Origin of the sequence: Microbacterium ureisolvens, assembly GCF_015278315.1 — a bacterium.
Classification (GTDB): Bacteria; Actinomycetota; Actinomycetes; order Actinomycetales; family Microbacteriaceae; genus Microbacterium; species Microbacterium ureisolvens.
Genome location: NZ_JADIJE010000003.1, coordinates 87290 through 109102, shown reverse-complemented (window position 1 = coordinate 109102; position 21813 = coordinate 87290). Strand labels below are relative to the sequence as shown.

Here is a 21813-nt window from a genome sequence, read left to right as displayed (position 1 = left end):
CGCTATGCGTGTCGGGGGAAGGTTTCGGCGAGTCGGCGGTGCACGTCATCAACGTCGATCGGAGCCGCGATGGCGGAGGTAATCCGTTCGACGAGCAATCGCGGCCACACCACCTGGATTCCGTCGACCTTGAAGTCGCCGCCGATGAGCGGCCAGTCCGCCTCGAGGAAGCACAGCACCCCGGTCACCTTGACAGCGGGATCGACGATCGCCGATCCCACACGTTCGACCTGAGTCGCGACGCCGTCAACGAGGTGCGTGCCATCGCGCCCGCCGATCCGCAGCGATTCACGGCGTGGACGAATCAGGCCACCCTCAACCTGCAAAGTCGGGCGCTTACCCTTGTAGCGCTTAGCGTCGATGACCCAGACCCCGGCCGGGGCAATCACGATGTGGTCAATGTTCGCGCGCGAGCCGGCGATCCGACGGTCGTGAAGGACGCGCCGCCTCGGGCAGTTCCTGGAGACGCGCGGCAAGGAGTTCCTCCCCAACTGCGCCACGCTCCCACGCCCTGGTGCTCTGCGGCTCGTCCGTCAGAGCGAGGATCAACCCTCCGAGCTTGGGATGATTGCTGCGGATTCGTTCGTCACGGGCGCTCTTGCGTCTCTCGTACTCGCGGCGTGCGGATCCACCCGCGACGTCGGGGACCGGCTCGAGCGCCGACGGGCACGCGACGCATCGGACCGTCTTTGTGGCGCGCTCGTAAACGGCCTCCCGCCCGGCAGGCAGAGTATCGCCGCACAACCGGCAGGAGCCGGCATAGCGCAGCCGCATCTGCTTTTCCCCACCCGCCGGCTCCCCAAGTCACGCGCCGAACCTAGCAGTCGGCGGCGACCTCGCACCGCAGCGGTTCGATTCAATCGCTGCACGGCCAACCGCGACACAGCAGCCACAGTCGACTACATCGACCGCACCGGCATCACCGGCACCACCTGGTGCAACGTGCACGAATAGGGATGCAACAGCAGCAGTACCCCGGCTGACGACCGTGGTGCGAGTCGCCATCCGCGAGCGTGCGGCGCGCACGACGGCGGGACTGTCCGCGCGCGTCAGGCCGCTGTCGGAGGCTCCGCGAGCGAGTCACCCTAATGAAGTCCGGGGTTGCGTCACCGACGGTTCACGAGGTGGAAGACTCGGCGGCTTTCGGGGCGAAGATCGTCTCGACCGGCTCGGGCAGAATCGCCGCGTGGGGCAAGGCCATGCCGACCTGTTCGAGAGCAGCTGTCGGGTCAATTTCGAGAAAGCGAGACGGCCGTAGTCCGGTGCCGATGGCCCTCAAGAAGAGGGCAACGCCGTCGAAGGTGAGCTCGACGAACATCGAATCCAAACCGACAAAATCGCCGATCAACTGTTCTCTGGTGAGGCCATCTAGGGATTCGGCCAACATATCCTCGAAACCGGGTCGTTTGTGTTCAGAGTCGGTCACGAAGGAGTGAGCGTCGAGCTTTACGGTGAATCCCCTACCTTTGTGCGGCCCAATCCCACCCCAGAGAGGGTATGGATCGCCGATCTGGTCGTCGGCACGAGCGGCCCCGAGTGCTGCCACGTAAATTGCAAAGTGTGCTCGCAGCTGGAGGGATGACAGACGCGAGATCATCGCAGTCCATTGCAGGCCGCTGTCATCTGCGCCACCTTCGGCCGCCCCGCTCGCGAGAACGCCGCTGAGGTACTCGGCAACGATCTCATTGTCCGCGAACTCGGATGCAGCCAAGGTGGAGGCGACGAGGCGAAGACTCGCGTTGTCGTGGTGCCCATGTGCCTCGACTTTCTTGACGGCTTTCTCGAGCACGCGCGCGGTGTTTCTGCGTCGTATGCTGTCCGCCCAGCCGTTACCGATCACGTCGGCGCTGGGGCCGAGTAGCCGTGTGAGCAGACCACCGGCAGTTTTCGCTGCCTCGGCAGAGGTGGAGTCTGCCGCCTTAGCCAGTGCCCCAATTGCCACGCCCGAAATCGGATCGCTCATGCAAGCCCCCAAGTTTGCCAGCGCCAGTTTGCCCGTCGTGCGCCGATGACGGGGGACCGACCTTTTGGATCCTTGTCCCTCGCCCGCCCCACATGATCACGCACGGTGTCGTTGCTCTATATTCGCAGACGACATCGATCCTCCGGCCGCAGCAACGCGGGGTCAAATGGTCCGCATGCGCGCACGTACGGGGCACACCTGCGCCGAACGCAGCCCCCGCGTCTGGCACGTCACGCCGGCGATCCTTGCAGCTCTGTTCGCCGCGCTGTCGTGGGCGCTGCGGTCGACAGCTTCAGCCAGTCCTCGAGCGTGCGCTCGGGCACCTCGATGATGCCCGCGATCTCCGCTTGCGTCTTGAAGTCCGGCGGTGCGATGCCGGATGTGCCGATGTCCATGCACATGAGGTGCGCCGACATCCTCCGTGGACATCCGTATGGGATGCCGCGAGAGCGTGGCGATCGGGACATCGACCGGGTGCGCAGATGTGCCGACGGGTTTTGGTCCCGTTTCTGGTCCCAGACCCGATCAGACGGGTGGAAGGGCCTCTAAACGAGGAAGGGTTCTGATGCGGAATCCTGGGAAAAACAGTGCTGGGGTACCTGGACTCGCACCAAGAACATCTGAACCTCTTGACCGATCTTCGTGGATGACGTTCGGTTGACTCCCAGCAATCCGGCGCACCTCGGCTACGGCACCTGCCTCTGTCACCGCGTCGGGGTTGTTGTACTTAGCCTGACGCTTCCGGGAGATTGCGATTGCAGGCCTGGAAGTACCAGAAGTCCGCGTCGGCTTCGGCGCGGAGCCAGGCTTCCTCGAGGTGGGCCAGTTGCGCCCGGAGCGCATACGCCTCGTGTGCGGCTTCAAGCCAAAGGTCGACGAGCGTGGTCATGATCGGGCGATCCGGTCGATGTGGTCGGGGCGGAATCCGCTCCAGTGGTCGTGTTCGTCGACGACGACCACGGGAGCCTCGGTGTAGCCGAGTTCGTCGACCACGTACTCGCGTGCGGCCGACTGTTCACGGATGTCGACCTCGATGAAGGGCACGCCCTTGCTGGTCAGAACGTCTTTGGTGAGCTTGCAGCGTTGGCAACTGGGGCCGGTGGTGTACACGGTGACGGCGTTCATGGCTGCTCCTTCCGTGAAGGTGGGTCGTCGCCGGACGGGTGGGCATCCGTTCCCGAATGCCCACCCGCTGACGGCTACTCGGTGGGCTCGTTGTCGGTGAGCATCGCGGCGATGCGTTCAACGGGGCAGAGGGTGTAGCCCCAGTCGGCGAGGGCGCGCAGGTACCAGGCGGTGTCCGGGCCGGGTGTGCGCCAGGTGTTGCGGTTGGTGTTCTGCTCGATCCCGCCGAGCACGACCGCGAGGGTGACGTGCACGGCCCGGTGCGGGTGAGCGGTCAGGTACTCGGCGATCTGGTCGCCGTAGTCCGCCCCGTCGATCCCGAGGAGCGTCTTCGCGGTGGTGGAGCCGCGGGTGAGGCCGTCCGCGATCTTCCACCGGGCACCGGTGAGGGCTTCGGCGATCACCGTCTGCGCGTCCTTCGGCGCGGTCTTTCGGGCCAGGAACTGGGTGAGCCATTCGCGGCGCACGGTTTCGGCGGCGTCCCATTCCTTGTTGTGGGCGATGAGTTCCTTCCGCTCCGCCTTCTGTTCGTCGGTTATCGGCCCTGACTGCGCACCCCCGGTCCCGTAGCCCGACTCTTCGCGGACCGTGTACCCGAGCGCTGTGGGGTCGTCGAGGTAGTACTCGGCTCGCGCCTCTCCCCCGTGGTAGGTGGCGACGTAGACGGCGACGCCGGGCTGGCCTTGGATGGTGTCGGGGTCGACGGGTTCGTCGTCGGCGGTGCGGAGCATCCGCACCCGGTACGGGGCGGTGTTGTAGTCGCTGGGACGTTCGTCGAGGATCCGGTGCCCCTTGCCGGCTTCCTCCTGCTCGACCTGCCGCTTCGCGTCCCGCGCAACCCGGTCCTGCCGTGCCCGCTCCACCGCGACCGGGAAGTACCCGGGATCCGTGGTGGCGACCTCGGTCAGTTCCGCGACGGTGTCGGCGTCGCCGTCGAACTCCAACAGGATCGCCGCCTGATCCAACGTCAACCCGCCCTCACTGACCGCGTCCGTCGCGGTGGAGCTCTGGGCGACGGCCAGGCCGGTCTTGACCCGGTCGCGCTTGGTGCCGGTGCGCTTGGCGATCGCCGTCGCGGTGAGGCCTTCCAGTTCGAGGGCACGCCATGCCTGGATGCGGTCGGCATCGGTGAGCGCTTCACGTTGGTCGTTCTCGATCAACTGCTCCACGATCCGCCGCGCCGTGTCGTCATCGTTTGCGTCGACGAGATAGACGGGGACGGTTGCGATACCGGCCTCGCGGGCGGCGAGAGTGCGGCGTTGCCCGGCACGCACGTGCACTCCCCCGTCCTGATCCCGCCACGCCAGCAACGGCGTGAGCACCCCGACCTGCCTGACGCTGTCCACGAACCCAGGATCGAGTGGCGCGATGGTGCGCACGTTGGTCTCCACGATGAGCGTGCGGGGATCGATGTGCTCGACCGTCCCGGTGGGGGTGGTGTCGATGGTCATGTCCTTCTCCTTTTCCCTGTCGTTGTTTGCCGGTGAAGGCACGAAGTGCCTGTCAGGGAGCGCGACGCGGAGTGCAACCCGGAGGGCGGAGGGGGAGAGAGTTTCGGCGCGAAACAAGGGAGCTTGCGACCGCGTGGCGAAAGTCTCGGAGGAGCCGGCAGCGAAGCTGCTTGCGCGCAGCGGCGCCGACCGTAGACTGCCGCAGGCTTCACGGCAAACAACGCCCGCGGACGCGGGCGGAAAACACAGCCAGCCGCCCGCGGCTGACCACTGACATTCGTGGATTCACCAAAAGAGGTGCCATACCCTTTTTGGGTACTCGGTACGATGGGCCGCGAGGAGGGTCGATGCCCGGAGCGACCTCGCCATGGCGAGTCAACGATGTTGTCACCTACGACCGGATGCGCCACAACGCCACCACACTCACCTCGCTACTGATCGGCATCGCACGCACAGGTGGCGACGAGGCGGAGCAGGCGCGCATCGAGTTGGCCCGGTGGCGTCGCGAGGTGGAGACGATGGACGGGTTCGACCGGGCCGCGGTGACCGCTCTCGCAGAGCGCATCGCCCTTCGGATCCGTGAGCTCGAGGGGCCGCAGTGAGTACTCCGATCGTCGACGACACGGGACGTGACGAGATCCTGCGGCGCGACATCTTGCCGCTGTACTTCCCCGGGAACGCGTCCAGCCCGGCTCCGACATTCACCCTTCTCGCGGGACAGCCCGGCGCCGGACGAGGCCGCGCCGCACTCCGTGCAGGAGGGGACGCCGACGCCACGGTCGTCAACGGCGAGGACCTGCGCGCCTTCCACCCCGGCATCCTCACCCCGGGGAGCGCGCCGTCGGCCGAGGTCGCACAAGCGGTGGCAGGGTGGGTAGCCGCGTGCATCCGATACGCCCGTGAGCATCACCGGTCGCTGGTCCTGGAAGGGTCGTTCGGCAACGTGCCGGCCGCGGCCGGCACGGCACAACGGTTCGCCGGTGAGGGGTTCACCACCCGACTGGTCGTGGTGGGCTCGACGCGGGCGGAGAGCCTCTTGTCGGTGACGTCCGGGTACCTGCAGGACGTGCAGGGGCGGCGCCCGGCGGCGCTGACCGGCCGCGCTGCGCATAATGAGGCGTTCGACGCCACCCGGCGGCTGGTGGGCTCGGTGGAGGAGTCCGGGTGGGTGGACCGGGTGACCGTGGTCGCCCGCGATGGCCGCACGGTGTTCGACGGGACCCGGACCGAGTCCGGGTTCGCGGGGGCGCAGGCGGCGCTGGTTGCGGCGCAGTCGGCCCGCATGGTCCGGTTCGATGCGACGCAGTGGTTGAGTGAGCTGCACCACGTCACCGACTACGCCACCACGCTGCGGGCGATGCCGGACGGGGTGGCTGAAATGCTGGTGGACCTGCATGAGACGGCCCTGCGGGACGTGATCCCGCAGCTGCACATCCCCGCGGGCGGGAAGTTCGCGACCGCGATCGAACAGAAGACCGTCGCCGCCCTCGTCGCCCTCCGCCCGACCCTCACTCCCACGGCCGGACCCATCGACATCGCCGCCCCGGTGGTCGCCCCGCCGGGTCCGGAGCGTGGAGGCGTGTCGCGGTGACCCGCCTCGTCGGATACACCCGCCAGCTCTCCCCCGACCTGGACCCCGCCCCCGACATCTCGGCGTTGACCGCGGCCGGCGTGGTGCGGGTGTTCGTGGACGACCAGACCACGGACCCCCGCAAACGCCCCGCACTGACCGAATGCCTGGGATTCCTCGAGGCCGGCGATGTGCTCGTGGTGCCCAGCGCGGCGCACCTGTCGCACACTGTCACCCATTTCGTCAGCACGGTGGCCGCGCTGACGGCCCGCGGTGTCGAGTTCCGATCGCTGACGGAGCCGGCGCTGTGCACGGCTGTGGACAACGCGGTGAATCCCGCGGAGGTGGTCGCGGCGGAGGAGGGGTTGCGGCGGCGGTTGGTGAGTCTGCGCACCCGGGCGGGGATGGCGTCCGCGGCCGCCGCCGGCAAGCGACCTGGCCGGCCGACGGTGATGACGCCGGAGAAGGTGGCGATGGCGGTCGAGCTGCGCAACCTGGATCGGCCGATCACCCACATCGCGAGGGTGCTCGGCGTGAGCGCCAACTCGGTGCAGCGCGCCCTCGCCCCACTCCCCCGGCACCCCGACCCCGCGGGTTAGCGGCCCACGCCCGGCCGCTGCGGTTGGTGGTCGAGCTCGAGCCAGCTGCGCAGGATCTCCTCGTGGGCGCGGTCGTCGTCCCAGTCGGGTTCGGTCAGCGCCCACCGGTGCATCAGCCTCGCCGCGGTGTGGGTGTGCCTGCCCGCGTCGAGCACCTCCGCGAGTGCTTCCGCTTCGGGGAACTGCAGGCTGCAGACCAGCTGGTCGTCGTGGCCCGCGAGTCGCTCATCGAGGATGTCGGCGAGCCGGTCGATGGTCGCTTCCACCCGGTCCCAGGCGACGATGCTGTCCGGGTGCCGTCCCGCAGCGGCGCGGGGGGAAGTCGTTGTGGTGTTCATGATGGTTCCCTCGTTTCGCGACGTCGGTGGGTCAGTTCAGCGAGGCAGGAAAGGTGGATGCGGCCAAGCCGGCCGCGAGCACGGCGACGACCGCGACACAGAGCACGGCGGCGCCGATCGTGCGCGCAGCGTGGAACGGATGCCCGCGGATCAGTTGACCCGCGGCGACCGGGAGCAGCAGCACGGCCAGGGTGGATGCGATTGCGGTGGCCGCGAGCAGCGGGATGAGGTGGGTGGGGATATTCATGGCGGTTCCTTCCGTCGATGCATTGGATGCCGGTGGTTAGAGGTTGTCGAAGGAGGTGTCGCCGCTGAGGGCGGCGAGGTGTTGGATGAAGGCTTGCCGGTCCGCGGTCGGGGTGGTGATCAGCGTCCGCACCGTGACGCGCAGGTCGGCGAGCTCATCGACGGGGAGCCCGGCGAGGGGGGCGAGGCACCAGTCGAGGTCCTCGGTGATCGTCCAGCCAGGCTCAATGACCTCTTTGGCGGGGTACCAGGTGAAGGCGCAGATCGCGACCTTGTACAAGGCGTCCTCGGCGGCGGCAGGGTCGAGCATGAGCGGTTCTCCGCTTGGTGTGGGGGTAGTCATCGGTTCATTCCCATCGTGGTGTTCGGGTTCAGCATCGGGTGCGGCGCAGCCGGGTCGGGGTCGAGGTGGTGTCGGCGTCGCGGGGGGTCGCGGTGACGGAGCCGGTCATTGACCTGCTTGCCGATCGCGTCCAACCGGGCATTCTCCACGGCGTCGCGTTGCTCGCGATGTGTCGCGCGTTCCTGTGCGGCGAGCTGCCGGCGGGCCTCCGCGAGCAGTTGTCGGCTCGCGTAGCTGCCGTCGGTGGCGAGGGCGTGTTCGATCCGGATCCGTTTGCTGTCGCGTTCGAACGCGGCCACCAGTTCCGGCGGCGTCGCCCGCAGCATCTCCACTGGAGCGCGCGGCTTGCGTCGCAGCGCGGCGATCTCCTCGGGCGTCCGCTGCCGGGTGAAGAACGCGTCAGCGGCGGCCGTGTTCGCGTGGCGCTCCGCGGCAGGGGTGGTGTGGAGCCGGCGGGGTGGAAGCCCGGCGGCGAGGCGGCGTTTCTCGCGTTCCTTCCAGGCCCGGTTGCCGGCGAGTACCTTCGCCCGGTTGGCGGCGTAGTAGGCACGCTTCTTCGCCTTCAGCTCTTCGGCGTGTGCGGCGTAGTACGCGCGGGCTTGGGCGCGTTTGGGTTCCGGGTTCTCGCGGTGCTGGGCGCGGAGCTTCGCGTTGTACTCGTCCTTATGGGTCTCCCACCAGCGGCGCTGCGCCGTCGCGCGCATCGCCTGGTACCCCTCCGGATCCTCGGCGCGCTTGCGGGCCCGCCACTGCCGGGTGTACTCGCGGTGCTCGGCCTTGTGCGCCTCGTAGTACTTCTTCGACGAGGCCTTCTTCGACTCCTTCCGGCGCCGTTCGGCCGCCTTTTGGGCACTGTCTCGCCTGCTGTATTCCCGCTTCTGCGCGAGCACTTCCTCGCGATGCTCCGCGTCATACGCGGCCCGGTACGCGCGGATGTGGTCCTGGTTGCGTTCGCGCCACGCCCGCTTGCCCTCACGGATCCGGTCCGCGTTGCGCTCCCGGTATCGGCGCCGCACCTCGTTCTTCCGTTCCGCCTCGGCGCGCTCCTCACCGCTTTCAGCCGGGGCATTCATGCGGGAGCCGCCGATCCGGTGAGCGCGGGAAGTCCGGGACTGCCGAAGTCACGAACACCCGGCGTTCCGAATTGCGTAGGTGCCGGAGTCGGCGGGTGCGTCCGAGAGTCCGGAACACCCGGCGCCTGATCGACCGCAAGCTCGCGAGCGGTGACACCGTAAGTTCCGGATTCCGTGGGTGCCGGACTTCCGGACTTCGGGAGTCCGGAAGTCAGGGAGTACCGGAGTTCGTCCTCGGTGGAGCCGTGCAGCTGGTCGGCGTGGGCGAGGAGCAGATCGATCGCGACACGGATCAGCGTGTTCTCCGTGATCCGTTCCGCCTTGAACCGCCGCCGCCGCATCACCGCATCCGCTAGCGCCGTCAGCGCAGTGACCTGATCGTCGCGGATGCGGGCATCCTTCCGGGACAGCTGGGCGAACATCGGCGCCAGCGGCCCCGCGGACGGTGTCTCTGCGGCGACGCGGGCGCGGGCGTCACTGAGCTTCCCCGCGAGGTCGACCCGGGCCATCATCACCACGCCCCCGTCAACGCCGGCGACAGCAACCGCTCGAGCTCCCGGGCGATGGCCGCGATGTCCGCGATCGCACCCTCGGTGCGCCGGTTACGGCGCATGCTCGTGACCAGCTGACCCAGCACCGGGGCGTCCGCTTGCACCTTGTACTGCCGCAGATATGACTCCAGCCGTGGAACCCCCAGCTCGGAGTCCAGTAGCCCCTGCCAGGTCTGCAGCTGGTGCGGCACGCGCGGGTCGATCCGGTTCAGCAGCACCCCGTGACGCAGCTGGCGTGGTTCGATCAGCCGGCTCAGCGTGCGGAGGGTGGGGTCGACCGCGAGCGGCTCCGGGGTGACCGGTACGAGGGCGTAGTCGGCGGCATCCAGCACGGTCTCCAGCACGGCGGTGTCCTCGAGGCTGCCGGGGGTGTCCACCAGCACGAACTCGTAGTCCGCTCGCAGATCCCTCAGTCGGCTCAGCATGTTCGGGTGCTGACTGCCGGCGAAATCGAACGGCAGCAGGTCACGGGCGTTCTCCGCCCACCACACCGTGGATTCCTGCCGGTCCACGTCCACCACCAGCACCCGATGCCGACGCGACAACTCCGCCGCCACCTGCATCGCAACGGTCGTCTTCCCGACCCCGCCCTTCTGGTTCGCGACCGCAATGAGCGCCATCGATGGCGCACGGGTGCCCGACGGTGGCGGGTCGATCTCAGTCATCGGGATCGCCCCCGCGCTCGAGGCCTTCGAACCACACCTCGAGGTCGTCGAAGGGATACAGGATGATCCGCCCCACCTTGTAGTAGCGCGGCCCCGTCTTCTTGTATCGCCACTCCGCCAGCAGCTTCAGCTTCAACCCCGGAATCAGCGCGACCACCCGGTCTGGGGTCAGAAGATCCTTGTTCAGCACCGGTTCCCCCGGTTTCGCTTCCGTCATCACACTCCAGCCTTCCTGCCGAATAACTTTTGTGTTTGACATGAGTACACACTTAAAGAGTATTCTTCGCAAGAGGGAAGTGCAGAATTCAGTTGAAGTAAGGCAAGATGAGGAGGTGCAGGTCGACGTGAAGACCCCTGATGGAGCTCGCATGACTGCGAGCGACGCAACACAGTCGCTGGGTGCCGCATTGCGCATCGCGCCCGCGTTCGTGGCTACGGCTGTGGACTACGAGTCGGGAGTGGAAACCACGATCGAAGCGCAGTACCGCACCGACCGCGGACGCTACGTCCTCACGATGATCCTGAATCGAGCGATTGCAGCAGAATTCAGCGAGTACCGACTGAAGCACACGGCACCGCAGGCGATCCTTCGGGCCGCAATCCCGCAGTGCATCGCTCTGCAGCTCGACGACAGCGCGGATGCGAAGCGTACGACGGTCGCGGATCTCACAACAGGCGAGGGACGGATCATCCCCCCATGGCTCGCGCAGGCAGTCGTGAAACGCGGCGTGAAAGACGAACGGTGGGAGGTCGTCGAGATCCTCTACGGGACCGCCGCGCTCTCAGAACTGCCTCCCGTGAAGTTGATCGCGCTCGAGCTCGGCGTACCAGAACGCACGGCCAGCGATTGGATCAAGAGCGCGCGCGCCGCGGGGTGGCTGGTCGGCCTGACGTCGAACGTCGGCCGGCCCGCGGACATATAGCGCGCAGCGCGCGGATTCGAGTCAGTCATGGGCAGCGTCGAGTCGTACGACACCGCGAAGGGCCGCCGCTACCGCGTCCGGTACCGCACGCCGAACAACCGCCAGACCGATAAGCGCGGGTTCCGTACGAAGCGGGACGCCGAGGAGTTCTTGGCTGGCGTCGAGACCCTGAAAGCGACTGGCGAGTTCGTGTCATCCACGCACTCCAGGATCCTGGTGCGCGATTGGGCGCAGGTGTGGCTGAGCTCGTTGGTCAACCTGAAGCCCACCACGCGATCCGGGTATGAGTACACGCTGGGAAAGCACATCCTCCCCCGGTGGGGCAGCCATCGGCTCGGTGACATCTCTCATGCGCAGGTGCAGCACTGGGTCAGCGAGCTCTCTCAGCAGCTTGCCGCGTCGACCGTACGCCAGGTTTATCACGTCCTGGCGAGCATGCTGAGGTTCGCAGTTCGAGATCGGAAGCTGACACGGAATCCCGCTGAAGATATCAAACTGCCCCGGATCACGAAGCGGCGACGCGGCTACCTCACGCACGAGCAGGTCGCGGTCCTTGTGGAGGCGGCTGCCGACTGGGGCGACCTTCTGGCGACGCTCGCGTACACCGGACTGCGCTGGGGCGAGCTTGCCGCGCTTCGCGTCAAGAACGTAGACCTTGCGCACAGGCGACTGTCGATCGTCGAGAGCGTCAGCGAGATCGGCGGAACCCTGGCATGGGGCACGCCTAAGAGCGACGAGTCTCGCGTGGTGGTCGCGCCTTCTTTCCTTGTTGCGCCACTGGAGCGCCGCATGACGGGCAAGCGCGGAGACGATCTTGTGTTCACGACGCTGACGGGCACGCCGATGCGGAACAACAACTTCCGGCATCGTGTGTTCAATCCTGCTCTCGCGAAGGTGCGAGAGCAGGATCCGTTGTTTCCGGTCGTCACGCCCCATGATCTTCGCCACACGGCGGCCAGCCTCGCGGTCTCAGCCGGCGCGAATGTGAAGGCCGTCCAGCGAATGCTGGGGCATGCGTCGGCGGCGATGACCCTCGACGTATATGCGGATCTCTTCGATGAGGACCTCAATGCCGTGTCAGACGCGCTCGACCGGGAGGCGGCCGCACACTTCGCCGGCAAGGTCTGGCCCGAGCCCGACCTCGGTCCCCTGCATTAGGAGGTCGGCACGCACGCCTCGCGCAACGGTGGGCAAAATGTGGGCAAGCCGCAGATTGACGACTCCGAGCACATGAGCCAGGAACGACAAAACCCCCGATTTACCGGGGGTTTTGATCTGTAGCAGGAGCGGGGCTTGAACCCGCGACCTCACGATTATGAGTCGTGCGCTCTCACCAACTGAGCTACCCTGCCAAACACATCCAGCGGTCACGAAGTGGATGCTGCGAGCCCCGAGTCAGGATTGAACTGACGACCCCTTCCTTACCATGGAAGTGCTCTGCCACTGAGCTATCGGGGCGTGCTGCCTGCGAACAGGCAACTAGAAGAGGATACCAGAGCCTCGGCCCCCTTCCGAACCGCGGTCACCCCACGGTGTGGGTGCCATCGGTGTGCTCCTGCAGCCACGGCCACGGGTCGATCGCCGTGGTGCCGTTCTTCAGGAGCTCGAAGTGCGTGTGGGCGCCGTACGAGCGTCCGGTGTTGCCGGTGTGGCCGATCACGGTGCCCACCGTGACGTGCTGACCCGGCACGACCTGCATCGAGCCGTACTGCATGTGCGCGTAGTGGCTCGAGATCAGCTCGCCGTCAACGATGTGATCGATGATCACGTGCACGCCGTACGCGCCGCCGGCTTCGGAGGCGACGCGGACCGTTCCGTCGGCGATCGCCTGGATCGGCGCGCCGGCACCGGGGGTGAAGTCGATGCCCTCGTGCATGCGCCCGGAGCGCATGCCGAACCCGTACGACATCGTGACGCCTACCGAGAAGGGCCACTGGATGTTCGAGTTCGTGTTGTTGTGGAACAGGTTCGAGAAGTTCTTGATGCCGGCTTCGGACGCGAGCTGGGCGGTCGTCGTGGTCGCGTAGTTCTCGGTGCGCTGCAGCGTGTCGCTCAGCGCGTCACCGGGAGCGACGTACGCCTGGATCTCGTCCTCGTCGACGACGGATGACGCATCCGCCGCCGCGATGACCGACAGGGGCGCCTCGACACCGCTGACAGCGGCGACCGCCTCTGCGGGCGTCGTCATGCCGACGGCCATGAGTCCGACGATGCCGAAGACGCCGACGGAGAACGACGCGGTCGCGGCACGCTTGAAGGATGCACCGCGGCGAGCCTGCGAGCGGCGCGGGGCGGTGTGCGCCGCGGGCTGAGGCTCGGGCTCCGGCTCGGTCGCATCCGCGGCCTGGGCGGGCGCGACCTGCTGGATCGGGGTCTCGCCGGTGAAGGCGAAGAGCCGCGCCGCGGCTTCGAATTCATCGACGCCGGATGCCGCGGGCGCCGGAATCGGGCCCGTCAGGGGCTCGACGCGCTCGGTGCGGGGACGCTCGCCGTGCTCCCGCTTCGTGCGGTCTTCGGCGAACCGCGGCGTCGCGCTCGTGGCGGCGGCCTCGCGCGCGTTCGTCGGGGAAGGAGCAGCCGGGGCTTCCGCGGTCACCGAGGGAGCGGCATCCTGCTGCTCGACGGCGCGGGGCACGACGGGCTGGGGACCGGGCGTCTCGACGAGCGGCGCGGTCGTCGCGGCGACGGCGGCCGCCTCGGCGGCGAGGATCTTGGCGAACGTCTCGGCCATCCACGTCGAGGCGGTGGGCGACGCGGTCGGCGCAGCCGAGGGTGCGACCGTGCTCGAGGCGCCGGAGGCGGCGTCATCGTCGGCGACGACAGGCTCGAGAAGCTCGAACGGCTCGGCGGGAGCGAGCACGGCGTCGAGCAGCGGCGCCGGTTCCTGGCGCGTCGGCAGGTCGGCCTCGAAGGCGGCCGCGGGCCGCTCCGGCTCGGCCGGCGCCACCGGTGCGATGGCGGGAACGACGACGACGGGCTGCTCGGCGGTCTGCGTCCGGCGGGCGCGGCGGCTCACCGGCTCGGCGGAAGGCGTGGGAGCGGCGGCGGATGCCGCAACCGCCGCCCGCGCGAGAACGCCGGGCACGACGGGCTCGACGACCGGCACAGCTGTGACGACGGGAGCGTCGACCGACGACGGGGCCGGCGCAACGGGCTCCGACGGCGCAGAGGCGGTCGGCTCCGTCAGGGACGAGGTCGCGGGGGCGGTCGCCGCGTCGACGGCCGGCGAGACCGGCCGGGTCGACGACGCCGTCGGGGTGATGTACGACGACGCCTCGGGCTTCGCGGCGGGGGCGGATGCGGCATCCGTCCGCTTCAGCTCGGCAGGGCGACCCCACACGACCGCGGGACGCTCGGGAGCGGTGCTCGCCGCCTGCCGCCGCGCCGTGGCACGGCCGGCCCCCGGGGTCTCCGGCGTCGCCTGGACAGGCGTGGCGGAGGTGCGACTGGACCGGCGCGTGGGCGCAGAGTCAGCCTGGGGGGCGTCGAAAGGCAAAGCGGGGGAAGGCTCTCGGGTCGTGCCGCGAGGGGGGTGCGCGGCAAGGCGGTCGTTCGGGCTAGGACTACTTCCGCCGTTCGGGTGGCGAAGGTAACGATCGGGTAAACACTACCCCGGGCGCCCTGGGAATGCCATGTGCGGCTCGGATTTCGCGGGGCGCGTTTCGTGAGGATTCGATGAGAGCCCGCCTCAGACCAGGCCGGCAGCAGCCGCGAGGCGGTCGAAGATCGCCGGGGTCGCGGCGACGATGAGCGGCGCCCGCGGCGAACCGTCCGGCTCGGCGCGGCCGAAGCGACCGCCGGCCTCCGTGACCAGGAGCGAGCCTGCGGCGAGATCCCACGGCGCGAGGCCGCGCTCGAAGTAGCCGTCGAGCCGACCGGCCGCCACGTAGCAGAGGTCGAGCGCGGCCGAGCCGCCTCGGCGCAGGTCACGGGCGAGGCCCGGCATGACCCGGCCGATCATCTCGAGGTCGCCGGGCCGGGTCGCCGGGTCGTAGCCGAATCCGGTCGCCAGCAGCGCGCCCGCGGGCCCGACGTCGGCGTTGACGGCCAGCCGGTTCACACCGAGCCACGCTCCCTCGCCGCGGGCGGCGTGGAACAGCTCGCCGACGACGGGCGTGTACACGACGCCCGCCAGCGCCTCCCACTCGCCGGGCGTCGGCTCGCCTCGGACGGCCGCGATGCTCACGGCGTAGGTGGGAAGGCCGTAGGCGTAGTTGACGGTGCCGTCGATCGGATCCACGACCCAGGTGACGTCCGATTCGCCGCCCCCGCCGCCCGTCTCCTCTCCGAGGAAGCCGTCGCCGGGGCGCGCCTCCTGCAGGCGCGTGCGGATCAGCGCCTCGACCTCGCGGTCGGCTTCCGTGACGATGTCGGCGAGGGCGGTCTTCGTCGCCGCGATCGCGACGCCCGCGTCGCGGCGTGCGCGCGCGAGTTCGCCCGCTTCGCGGGCGATGTCGATGGCCAGGGTTTCGAGGTCGTGCTCGAGGCTCATGGCTCCACGCTAGCCGCCGGCGCACGTCGCCCGATCCGCCGGCCGCCGATCGGCACCGCGATGACGGCCGTCGTGCTCGGCATCGGTAGCGTGAAGGCATGGCCGCCGCAGTCCACTCCCCCGCGTACGACGTCGCCATCGTGGGCGGAGGCCACAATGCCCTCGTCGCCGCCGCGTACCTCGCGAAGGCGGGTCGCTCGGTCGTCGTCCTCGAACGCCTCGACCATGTGGGCGGGGCGGCCGTGTCGGAGCGGCCGTGGGCCGAGGTCGACGCGCGGCTCTCGCGCTACTCCTACCTCGTGAGCCTGCTGCCGCAGCGCATCGTCGACGACCTCGGGCTCGGCATCCGCCTCGTCCGTCGTCGCTACTCGTCCTACACCCCCGATCCCGCGGATCCGTCGCGCGGGATCCTGATCGACACGGCGGATGCCGCGGCCACCGCGGACTCGTTCGCCCGCGTGACCGGGTCCGGCGCCGAGGCCGCGCGCTTCGCGGACTTCTACGAGCGGATCGCCCCCGTCGCCCGGCTGCTGTTCCCCTCGATGACCGCCCCGCTGCGGCGCAGCGCGGAGGTGCGAGCCGGGCTGGGCGACGACCTGCTCTGGACGGACCTCGTCGAGCGACCCCTGGGGCAGCTGCTGCGATCCTCCCTCGACACCGACATCGCGCGCGGCATCGCCCTGACCGACGGGCTCATCGGCACGTTCGCCTCGGCCGACGACGAGAGCCTGCGGCAGAACCGCTGCTTCCTGTACCACGTGATCGGCGGCGGAACCGGGGACTGGGACGTCCCGGTCGGCGGCATGGGACGGGTGACGGCCGAGCTCGCACGGGCCGCCACCGACGCAGGCGCCGAGTTGCGCACCGACGCCGAGGCGATCGCCGTGTCGCCCGACGGCGAGGTCGCGCTGGCGGACGGCCGCGTCGTCCACGCACATCTGGTGCTGAGCGGCGTCGGTCCGGCCGTGCTGGCGAGGCTGCTGGATGCCGGCGGGGCGCGGGCGGAGGCGACCGGTGTCTCGTCGGAGGCGCCGGAGGGTGCGCAGCTCAAGGTCAACATGCTGCTGCGCCGGCTCCCCCGCCTGCGCGACGACCGCGTGGCACCCGAGGCCGCGTTCGGCGGCACGTTCCACGTGAACGAGACGATGAAGCAGCTGGACCGGGCCTTCGCGACCGCCGGCGGTGGCGGCATCCCCGCTCCGCTCCCTGCCGAGATCTACTGCCACTCGCTCAGCGATCCGTCGATCCTCGGCCCCGAGCTCCGCTCGTCGGGGGCGCAGACTCTGACGCTGTTCGGCCTGCAGGTGCCGCACCGGCTCGTCGAGGGGCAGGACACGGATGCCGCACGCGCGACTCTCCTCGACGCGGCCCAGCGCTCGCTCGACGCGGTGCTCGCGGAGCCCCTCGCCGACTGCCTGTACCTCGCGCCCGATGGGAGCCCGTGCGTCGAGGCGCGGACGACCGCCGACCTCGAGCAGTCGCTCGGCATGGCCGGCGGGGACATCTTCCACGGTGCGCTGTCGTGGCCGTGGGCGGCTGACGACGAGCCGCTCGACACACCCGCGCAGCGCTGGGGAGTCGCGACCGGTCACCCGAATGTGCTGATGTGCGGCTCGGGCGCACGCCGGGGCGGCGCGGTCAGCGGCCTCGGCGGACACAACGCGGCGATGGCAGCGCTCGAGCTGCTGACCCGCTGACTCAGGGGCGCGGCGGCAGCGGGGGAGGCGGCGGGTAGCCCTCGTAGCCGGGAGCCGACGACGGCGGTCGCGGTGCGGCAGGCGGAGCGGGAGCGGGCGCGCTCGGCGCCGGCGAAGGCGCGTCGTGCGAGGCGGGAGCCGGCTGGGCGGCCGGCGTGGGAGCCGGCGAAGCGGACTCCGTGTGCGGGGCCGGCGTGAAGACATGGGCGCCCGGCGACGGGTAGCCGGTGTAGTAGGCGTTCCAGTCCGGCGACCCGTCCGGCAGCATCGGCAGCGGGGTGGACCCGTCGATGAACGTCGGCCAGGGCAGGAGCTCCTGCGTCGCCGACGCGGGCAGGGCCGTCGCCGACGCGGGCAGGGCCGCCGCCGGCGCGGGTGCGCCCGCCGCGACGTAGGGAGCCTGCGGGCGCGGCTTCTTGGGCGCGAACAGCACGTTCACGAGGGGCAGGAGTGCCGTGCCGACCGCCGCGAGGATGGCGACCGCGACGACGACGCGCCAGTAGAGGTCGGCGAAGTACAGCCACTCCCAGAACGCCAGCGGGATGATGAGGAGCGTGGCGAGGCCGAGCACCAGCACGATCGTGACGACCGCGACGGTGCGGGTGAAGGGCGTGTCGTAACGCTGGAGCGCCTTCAGGTAGAAGCGCACGTGCAGCAGCACCAGCTGGAGGATCAGCACGATCAACAGGAACTGGATGAACCGCGAGACGCCGAGCCAGTGGTACCGCTCGGGCATCCAGATCATGATGGCGCCGAGCAGCAGCGCGATGATCCACGACGCCATGCTCGCCAGGGCGAACCAGCCCGGGCGGCGCGGCGCGAGGTGAGCGTCGAGCATGGCCACGCCGGCGAAGGCGACCAGGAGCAGGATCGTGAGGAACGCGCGGCCGATGAGACCGTTCTGCCCGCCGATCAGCACCCACACCACGCAGACGATGGCGGCGGCGATCAGGGCGCCGATCGCGACCCAGATCGCGGCGCGCAGCAGCGGCGAGGCAGCCGCATCCATCCGTCTCGACTCGGGGGCCGCGTGCGGAGCCGTCTTCGCGTACGGATCAGGCGTCGCATAGGGGTCGGGCGCGGTCATGGCGATCCTCTCGTGACGCGGTGCGTGCACGCCCATCCTGACACGCGCACCGGCGGCGTGTGGGGGTCGCCGCGTGCCCGCATGCCCTCCAGACAGACGGGGGACGGATGCCTCAGCCCGCGGCGCGTGCGAGTCCCTCGACCAGCTCGGCCCCGGGAAGAGCGAGCAGCGCGCTCCCGGGAAGGAACAGCTTGCTGCCCCGCACTCCCCCGCCGATCACCACCTCGGGTGCGGCCGCGACCGCCGCGTCCACCAGTATGGGCCAGTCCGCCGGCAGCCCGATGGGCGTGATGCCGCCGTACTCCATCCCGGTCAACGCCACCGCTTCGTCCATCGGCGCGAACGACGCGCTGCGCACGTCCAGGCGCCGGCGCACGATGCCGTTGACGTCCGCTCGCGTGGTTGCGAGCACCAGGCACGCGGCGCAGCGCACGTCCCCGCCGCGCTTGCCCTTCACCACCACGCAGTTGGCCGATGCCTCGGGCGCCACTGCGTGGCGCTCGCAGAACGCGGCGGTGTCGGCGAGGTCGGGGTCGATCTCTGCCACGCCCACGGTCGCGGCGACCTCGGCGTCGAGGAGGCCGAGCCCGCGGACGACGGCGGGGGCGACGAGTTCGGGATGCCGCGCCGCGGCCTCCGCGTTCAGCGTTCCGGTCGCGGTCCACGTCATGGCGACCAGGCTAGCCGTCCCGGAAACCACGAAGCGCCCCGCGGGGGGGCGCTTTCGGATGGTGGCGAGTGAGGGATTCGAACCCCCGAAGTCTAAGACGGCTGATTTACAGTCAGATCCCTTTGGCCGCTTGGGTAACTCGCCAGTGCGCGCCCGTCCGACTTTTCCAGACGACCGGAGGCGCGATCCACAATCTTACGCGTAGATCGCCGAGGTCAGAAATCGGCGCGAGCGGGCGGGTTCCGGCAAGCTTCCGCGGCGCACGCGAGCGCACCCCGGAGCGTCTGCGCGGGCGGTGTCAGGTGCCGATGTGGTCGAGGTCGAGCCCGCCGAGTGCGTCGGGTGTGCGCAGCAGGGCGCCCTCGAAACGGCACGTCGCCGCGGCGGTGTCCATCGCCGTGCGCAGGACCTCTTCCCATTCGTCCTCGTTCAGCGGGAGGCCGGTCACGACCGCGGCGACGGTGGCGGCGAACGCGGCGTCGCCGGCGCCCATGGTGTCGACGATGCGGCCCGGCAGGTTCGAGATCGGACGTGTCACGACGACCTCGCCCGACTCGATCGTCGCCCCCGCGGCGCCTTCGGTCGCCAGCACCGCACGGGCGCCGAGACCGACCAGGCGCGCGCGCAGCGCGTCGAGGCGGTCGTCGTACAGGAGCGCAGCGTCGTCCTCGCCGACCTTGACGAGCACGGCCTCCCGGGCGAGCCGTTCGAAGCCGCGCACGAACTCGCCCTTGTCGCGCATCATGCCCGTGCGCGGGTTGGGGTCGATCGCGACGGGCGCGCCGGATGCCTCGATCGCCTCGGCGAGCTCCGCCGTCTGCTCGGGGTCGTCGAACGCGAAGCAGCTGACGACCACGAGGTCGGCGTCGGCCATCGCCTGTCGCTCGGCGTCTCCGAACCTGATCCGCCGCTGCTGCGACGCCTCGTTGAACTCGTAGACGGGCTCGCCCGCGCCCGACCTCGTGCTCACCGCGCGAGCGGTGCCGAGCAGCGACGGGGTGGCGATGAGGTCGACGCCGAAGTCCTCGAGGTAGTGGCGCACCCGCGAAGCGGGCTCGTCGTCGCCGAGCATCGCGATGAGGGTCGTCGGCACGCCGAGTCTGGCGAGCCCCACGGCGACGTTCAGCGCCGCGCCGCCGACGAACTCGCGCACGCCGTGGTCGTCGCGCAGCTCGTCGATGAGGGCGTCGCCGACCACGACGGCGGTCATCGCCTGACCCCCGCGGTCTCGAGCACGCGCCCCACGAAGGCCTCGGTGCGCCGGCGGGTGCCGTCGATCTTGAGGTCCACACTCGCGCGCACCTCGTTCGGCGCGAGCGGCGCCGCCAGGCGCACGTTCTCATGGCACGACAGATCGGCGCAGATGTAGGTGCCCACGCTGTCGCCGTGTGCGCCCGCGTCGCCGGCCTTGCGCGCCGTGTACATCACCACCTGGTCGGCGGGCTGCATCGTGTGGCACAGGTTGCACAAGGCCGCGCGGGCGTACGACGAGCCCTCGGCTCCGCGCATCACGATCCCGGCCGGCTCGCCCTCGATCTCGGCGACCAGATAGCCGCGCCCTCGCGTACGCGGGTCGCGCCAAGCCAGGAAATCGAGGTGATCCCAGTCGGTGAGCATGAAATCGGCAGGAAGGGTGACGAGCCGCAGCTCGTCGGGGGAAGCGTTGACGAACGACGAACGCACGTCTTCTTCGGTCAGCGGGCGCATGGCACCTCCTCGCCCGCCCAGTCTACGAACGACGGATGCCTCCGCCACCCGCTTGCGCGGATCCGCCGAGCTGTGCCCGCCGCCCCAGCCGCTGCGCCGCCCGGGCAGCGCCGCGTCCCTGTCCCTCGACCATGACCGTGAGACGACAGTCGGCGGACGAGACGGCGGGATCCACCCTGGGTCTCGTCCGCCGGCCGTCGTCTCAGCGATTCACCGGTGGGTCAGGCGGAGGCGGCGGGGGCTGAGGAGTCCTCGGCGGGATCGGCTGCCGCGGGCTCCGCCGTCGCGGAGCGGTCACGGATCAGGAACCCGAAGCCGAAGGCGATGAAGAACATCAGCACGCCGTAGACCGCCGCGGGCAGCGACAGCTCGACCGAGCCGAGCACGGTCTGCGCGATCACGATCGCGAGGGTGGCGTTGTGGATGCCGATCTCGAACGACGACGCGATGGACTGCCGCTTGCCGACCCGCGCCAGGCGGGGCGCGAAGTAGCCGACCGTGAGGCTGATGAGGCAGAACACGATCGTGATGAGCGAGAGCCGGCCGAAGTTCTCGAGCAGCAGGGCCCAGTTCTGCGCCACCGCGCCGGCGATCACGACGACGAGGATGATGACCGAGGCGATGCGGACGGGCTTGTCCATGGCCTTGGCGAATCGCGGCCAGAAGCGCCGCACGATCATTCCGAGCGCGACCGGCAGCAGCACGATCGCGAAGACCTCGAGCGTCTTGGCCCACTGCAGCCCGAGCTGATCGTCGAAGGGGTTGAAGTAGAGGATCGCGAGGTTGGTGATGAGCGGAAGCGTGAACACGGCGATCACCGAGTTCACGGCCGTGAGCGAGATGTTCAGGGCCACGTCGCCCCGGAACAGATGGCTGTAGAGGTTGGCGGTGGTGCCGCCCGGCGACGCCGCGAGCATCATCATGCCGACCGCGAGGATCGGCGGCAGCTGGAAAGCGAGCACAAGTCCGAAGCAGATCAGGGGCAGCAGCACGAGCTGGCACAGCAGCGCGACGATCACCGCCTTGGGCTGCTTGAGGACGCGGGCGAAGTCGCCGAGGGTGAGGCTCAGTCCGAGCCCGAACATGATGATTCCGAGGGCCACGGGCAGGCCGATGGTGGTCAACGCTGACATGGCACTCAGTGTGCAGGATGATGCGACTGCGTGTCACCGGTTGTCCACAGCCCGGCGCGGGCGGGAGGGCGCGCGCGGCACCACGGCGCCGGCAGCAGGTCGGCCTCGGCCGCGGCCGCAGGATTCCGGTTGCTCCGGCAGGACGGCGGCTGCGGCATCCGTCCTGCCGGAACTGCGCGG

Annotated in this window: 26 protein-coding genes and 3 tRNA genes; 6 read left to right on the top strand and 23 right to left on the bottom strand. The window is 69.5% G+C overall.

The features are described from left to right. Nucleotides 1-2: 2 nt before the first annotated feature. The 6 genes from IM767_RS20725 to IM767_RS05375 form a co-directional block, all read right to left on the bottom strand. Entirely contained in the window at nt 3-476 is a 474-nt protein-coding gene (locus IM767_RS20725) for a nuclease-related domain-containing protein (protein WP_239453423.1), read from the bottom strand. Nucleotides 477-1117: 641 nt separating this feature from the next. Continuing rightward, nucleotides 1118-1963 (bottom strand): hypothetical protein, encoded by an 846-nt coding sequence (locus IM767_RS05395; protein WP_162564347.1) that lies wholly within the window; start codon nt 1961-1963, stop codon nt 1118-1120. A gap of 230 nt (nt 1964-2193) precedes the next feature. Next, a complete protein-coding gene (locus IM767_RS05390) occupies nt 2194-2358 on the bottom strand; it encodes a hypothetical protein (protein WP_162564348.1) in 165 nt (54 codons plus the stop codon). A gap of 332 nt (nt 2359-2690) precedes the next feature. Then, on the bottom strand, nt 2691-2852 hold the full coding sequence (locus IM767_RS05385) for a hypothetical protein (RefSeq protein ID WP_162564349.1): 162 nt from the start codon (nt 2850-2852) through the stop codon (nt 2691-2693). Next, nucleotides 2849-3088: a glutaredoxin family protein gene (locus tag IM767_RS05380; protein WP_109211337.1), complete on the bottom strand. Its 240-nt coding sequence runs from the start codon at nt 3086-3088 to the stop codon at nt 2849-2851. Before IM767_RS05380 ends, IM767_RS05385 begins: the two co-directional genes overlap by 4 nt. Nucleotides 3089-3162: 74 nt before the next feature. Beyond that, the gene (locus tag IM767_RS05375) at nt 3163-4539 is read right to left on the bottom strand and encodes a ParB/RepB/Spo0J family partition protein (protein WP_109211338.1); all 1377 of its coding nucleotides are present in this window, start codon (nt 4537-4539) and stop codon (nt 3163-3165) included. A gap of 347 nt (nt 4540-4886) precedes the next feature. On the opposite strand from IM767_RS05375, the gene IM767_RS05370 reads away from it, so the two are divergent. From IM767_RS05370 to IM767_RS05360, 3 genes are read left to right on the top strand one after another with little or no spacing between them, the layout of a single operon-like run. Beyond that, nucleotides 4887-5141 (top strand): hypothetical protein, encoded by a 255-nt coding sequence (locus IM767_RS05370; protein ID WP_109211340.1) that lies wholly within the window; start codon nt 4887-4889, stop codon nt 5139-5141. Then, complete coding sequence (locus IM767_RS05365; RefSeq protein WP_109211341.1) at nt 5138-6130, top strand: zeta toxin family protein; 993 nt, start codon at nt 5138-5140, stop codon at nt 6128-6130. The genes IM767_RS05370 and IM767_RS05365 overlap by 4 nt, the downstream gene beginning before the upstream one ends. Beyond that, complete coding sequence (locus IM767_RS05360) at nt 6127-6708, top strand: recombinase family protein (protein ID WP_052676662.1); 582 nt, start codon at nt 6127-6129, stop codon at nt 6706-6708. Before IM767_RS05365 ends, IM767_RS05360 begins: the two co-directional genes overlap by 4 nt. Here the strand turns inward: IM767_RS05360 and IM767_RS05355 are convergent. The 7 genes from IM767_RS05355 to IM767_RS05325 are packed head-to-tail and all read right to left on the bottom strand — an operon-like array spanning nt 6705 to nt 10183. Next, on the bottom strand, nt 6705-7046 hold the full coding sequence (locus IM767_RS05355; protein ID WP_109211342.1) for a hypothetical protein: 342 nt from the start codon (nt 7044-7046) through the stop codon (nt 6705-6707). The genes IM767_RS05360 and IM767_RS05355 overlap by 4 nt on opposite strands. A 31-nt stretch (nt 7047-7077) precedes the next feature. Continuing rightward, nucleotides 7078-7293, bottom strand: coding sequence for a hypothetical protein (locus IM767_RS05350; protein WP_045296689.1), 216 nt, complete (start codon nt 7291-7293; stop codon nt 7078-7080). A gap of 36 nt (nt 7294-7329) precedes the next feature. After that, nucleotides 7330-7602, bottom strand: a complete 273-nt coding sequence (locus IM767_RS05345; protein WP_109211343.1) for a hypothetical protein — start codon at nt 7600-7602, stop codon at nt 7330-7332. A 29-nt stretch (nt 7603-7631) separates the two neighbouring features. Continuing rightward, nucleotides 7632-8708 (bottom strand): hypothetical protein, encoded by a 1077-nt coding sequence (locus IM767_RS05340; RefSeq protein ID WP_109211344.1) that lies wholly within the window; start codon nt 8706-8708, stop codon nt 7632-7634. Beyond that, nucleotides 8705-9217, bottom strand: a complete 513-nt coding sequence (locus tag IM767_RS05335; RefSeq protein ID WP_194398818.1) for a hypothetical protein — start codon at nt 9215-9217, stop codon at nt 8705-8707. Before IM767_RS05335 ends, IM767_RS05340 begins: the two co-directional genes overlap by 4 nt. 2 nt (nt 9218-9219) lie before the next feature. Then, entirely contained in the window at nt 9220-9924 is a 705-nt protein-coding gene (locus tag IM767_RS05330) for a ParA family protein (protein ID WP_109211345.1), read from the bottom strand. After that, nucleotides 9917-10183 carry a hypothetical protein gene (locus IM767_RS05325; protein WP_162564350.1) on the bottom strand — a complete coding sequence of 89 codons (267 nt, stop codon included), beginning with the start codon at nt 10181-10183 and terminating at the stop codon, nt 9917-9919. The genes IM767_RS05330 and IM767_RS05325 overlap by 8 nt, the downstream gene beginning before the upstream one ends. A gap of 109 nt (nt 10184-10292) precedes the next feature. Between IM767_RS05325 and IM767_RS05320 the strand changes: the two genes are divergently transcribed. Both IM767_RS05320 and IM767_RS05315 read left to right on the top strand, forming a co-directional pair. Next, a complete protein-coding gene (locus IM767_RS05320) occupies nt 10293-10847 on the top strand; it encodes a hypothetical protein (RefSeq protein ID WP_109211347.1) in 555 nt (184 codons plus the stop codon). 27 nt (nt 10848-10874) lie between these two features. After that, nucleotides 10875-12005: a site-specific integrase gene (locus IM767_RS05315; RefSeq protein ID WP_109211348.1), complete on the top strand. Its 1131-nt coding sequence runs from the start codon at nt 10875-10877 to the stop codon at nt 12003-12005. A gap of 120 nt (nt 12006-12125) precedes the next feature. Here IM767_RS05315 and IM767_RS05310 read toward each other — a convergent pair. From IM767_RS05310 to IM767_RS05295, 4 genes are all read right to left on the bottom strand, one after another. Next, nucleotides 12126-12199: transfer RNA gene (locus tag IM767_RS05310), tRNA-Met, on the bottom strand. Nucleotides 12200-12233: 34 nt separating this feature from the next. Next, a tRNA-Thr gene (locus IM767_RS05305) sits at nt 12234-12305 on the bottom strand. A gap of 64 nt (nt 12306-12369) precedes the next feature. Beyond that, a complete protein-coding gene (locus IM767_RS05300) occupies nt 12370-14187 on the bottom strand; it encodes a peptidoglycan DD-metalloendopeptidase family protein (RefSeq protein ID WP_239453424.1) in 1818 nt (605 codons plus the stop codon). Nucleotides 14188-14535: 348 nt separating this feature from the next. After that, nucleotides 14536-15339, bottom strand: coding sequence for an inositol monophosphatase family protein (locus IM767_RS05295; protein ID WP_109211349.1), 804 nt, complete (start codon nt 15337-15339; stop codon nt 14536-14538). A 98-nt stretch (nt 15340-15437) separates the two neighbouring features. Between IM767_RS05295 and IM767_RS05290 the strand changes: the two genes are divergently transcribed. Next, the gene (locus IM767_RS05290; protein WP_109211350.1) at nt 15438-17036 is read left to right on the top strand and encodes a phytoene desaturase family protein; all 1599 of its coding nucleotides are present in this window, start codon (nt 15438-15440) and stop codon (nt 17034-17036) included. 1 nt (nt 17037) lies between these two features. Here IM767_RS05290 and IM767_RS05285 read toward each other — a convergent pair whose 3' ends face one another. From IM767_RS05285 to IM767_RS05260, 6 genes are all read right to left on the bottom strand, one after another. Continuing rightward, complete coding sequence (locus tag IM767_RS05285; protein ID WP_109211351.1) at nt 17038-18123, bottom strand: hypothetical protein; 1086 nt, start codon at nt 18121-18123, stop codon at nt 17038-17040. Nucleotides 18124-18235: 112 nt separating this feature from the next. Then, on the bottom strand, nt 18236-18793 hold the full coding sequence (locus tag IM767_RS05280) for a YbaK/EbsC family protein (RefSeq protein WP_109211352.1): 558 nt from the start codon (nt 18791-18793) through the stop codon (nt 18236-18238). A gap of 59 nt (nt 18794-18852) precedes the next feature. Next, nucleotides 18853-18937 (bottom strand) — tRNA-Tyr (locus IM767_RS05275). Nucleotides 18938-19091: 154 nt separating this feature from the next. Beyond that, the gene (locus tag IM767_RS05270) at nt 19092-20003 is read right to left on the bottom strand and encodes a PfkB family carbohydrate kinase (protein WP_109211353.1); all 912 of its coding nucleotides are present in this window, start codon (nt 20001-20003) and stop codon (nt 19092-19094) included. Next, nucleotides 20000-20500 carry an FBP domain-containing protein gene (locus tag IM767_RS05265; protein WP_109211354.1) on the bottom strand — a complete coding sequence of 167 codons (501 nt, stop codon included), beginning with the start codon at nt 20498-20500 and terminating at the stop codon, nt 20000-20002. Before IM767_RS05265 ends, IM767_RS05270 begins: the two co-directional genes overlap by 4 nt. Nucleotides 20501-20721: 221 nt before the next feature. Then, the gene (locus tag IM767_RS05260; RefSeq protein ID WP_109211355.1) at nt 20722-21633 is read right to left on the bottom strand and encodes a bile acid:sodium symporter family protein; all 912 of its coding nucleotides are present in this window, start codon (nt 21631-21633) and stop codon (nt 20722-20724) included. Nucleotides 21634-21813 lie beyond the last annotated feature (180 nt).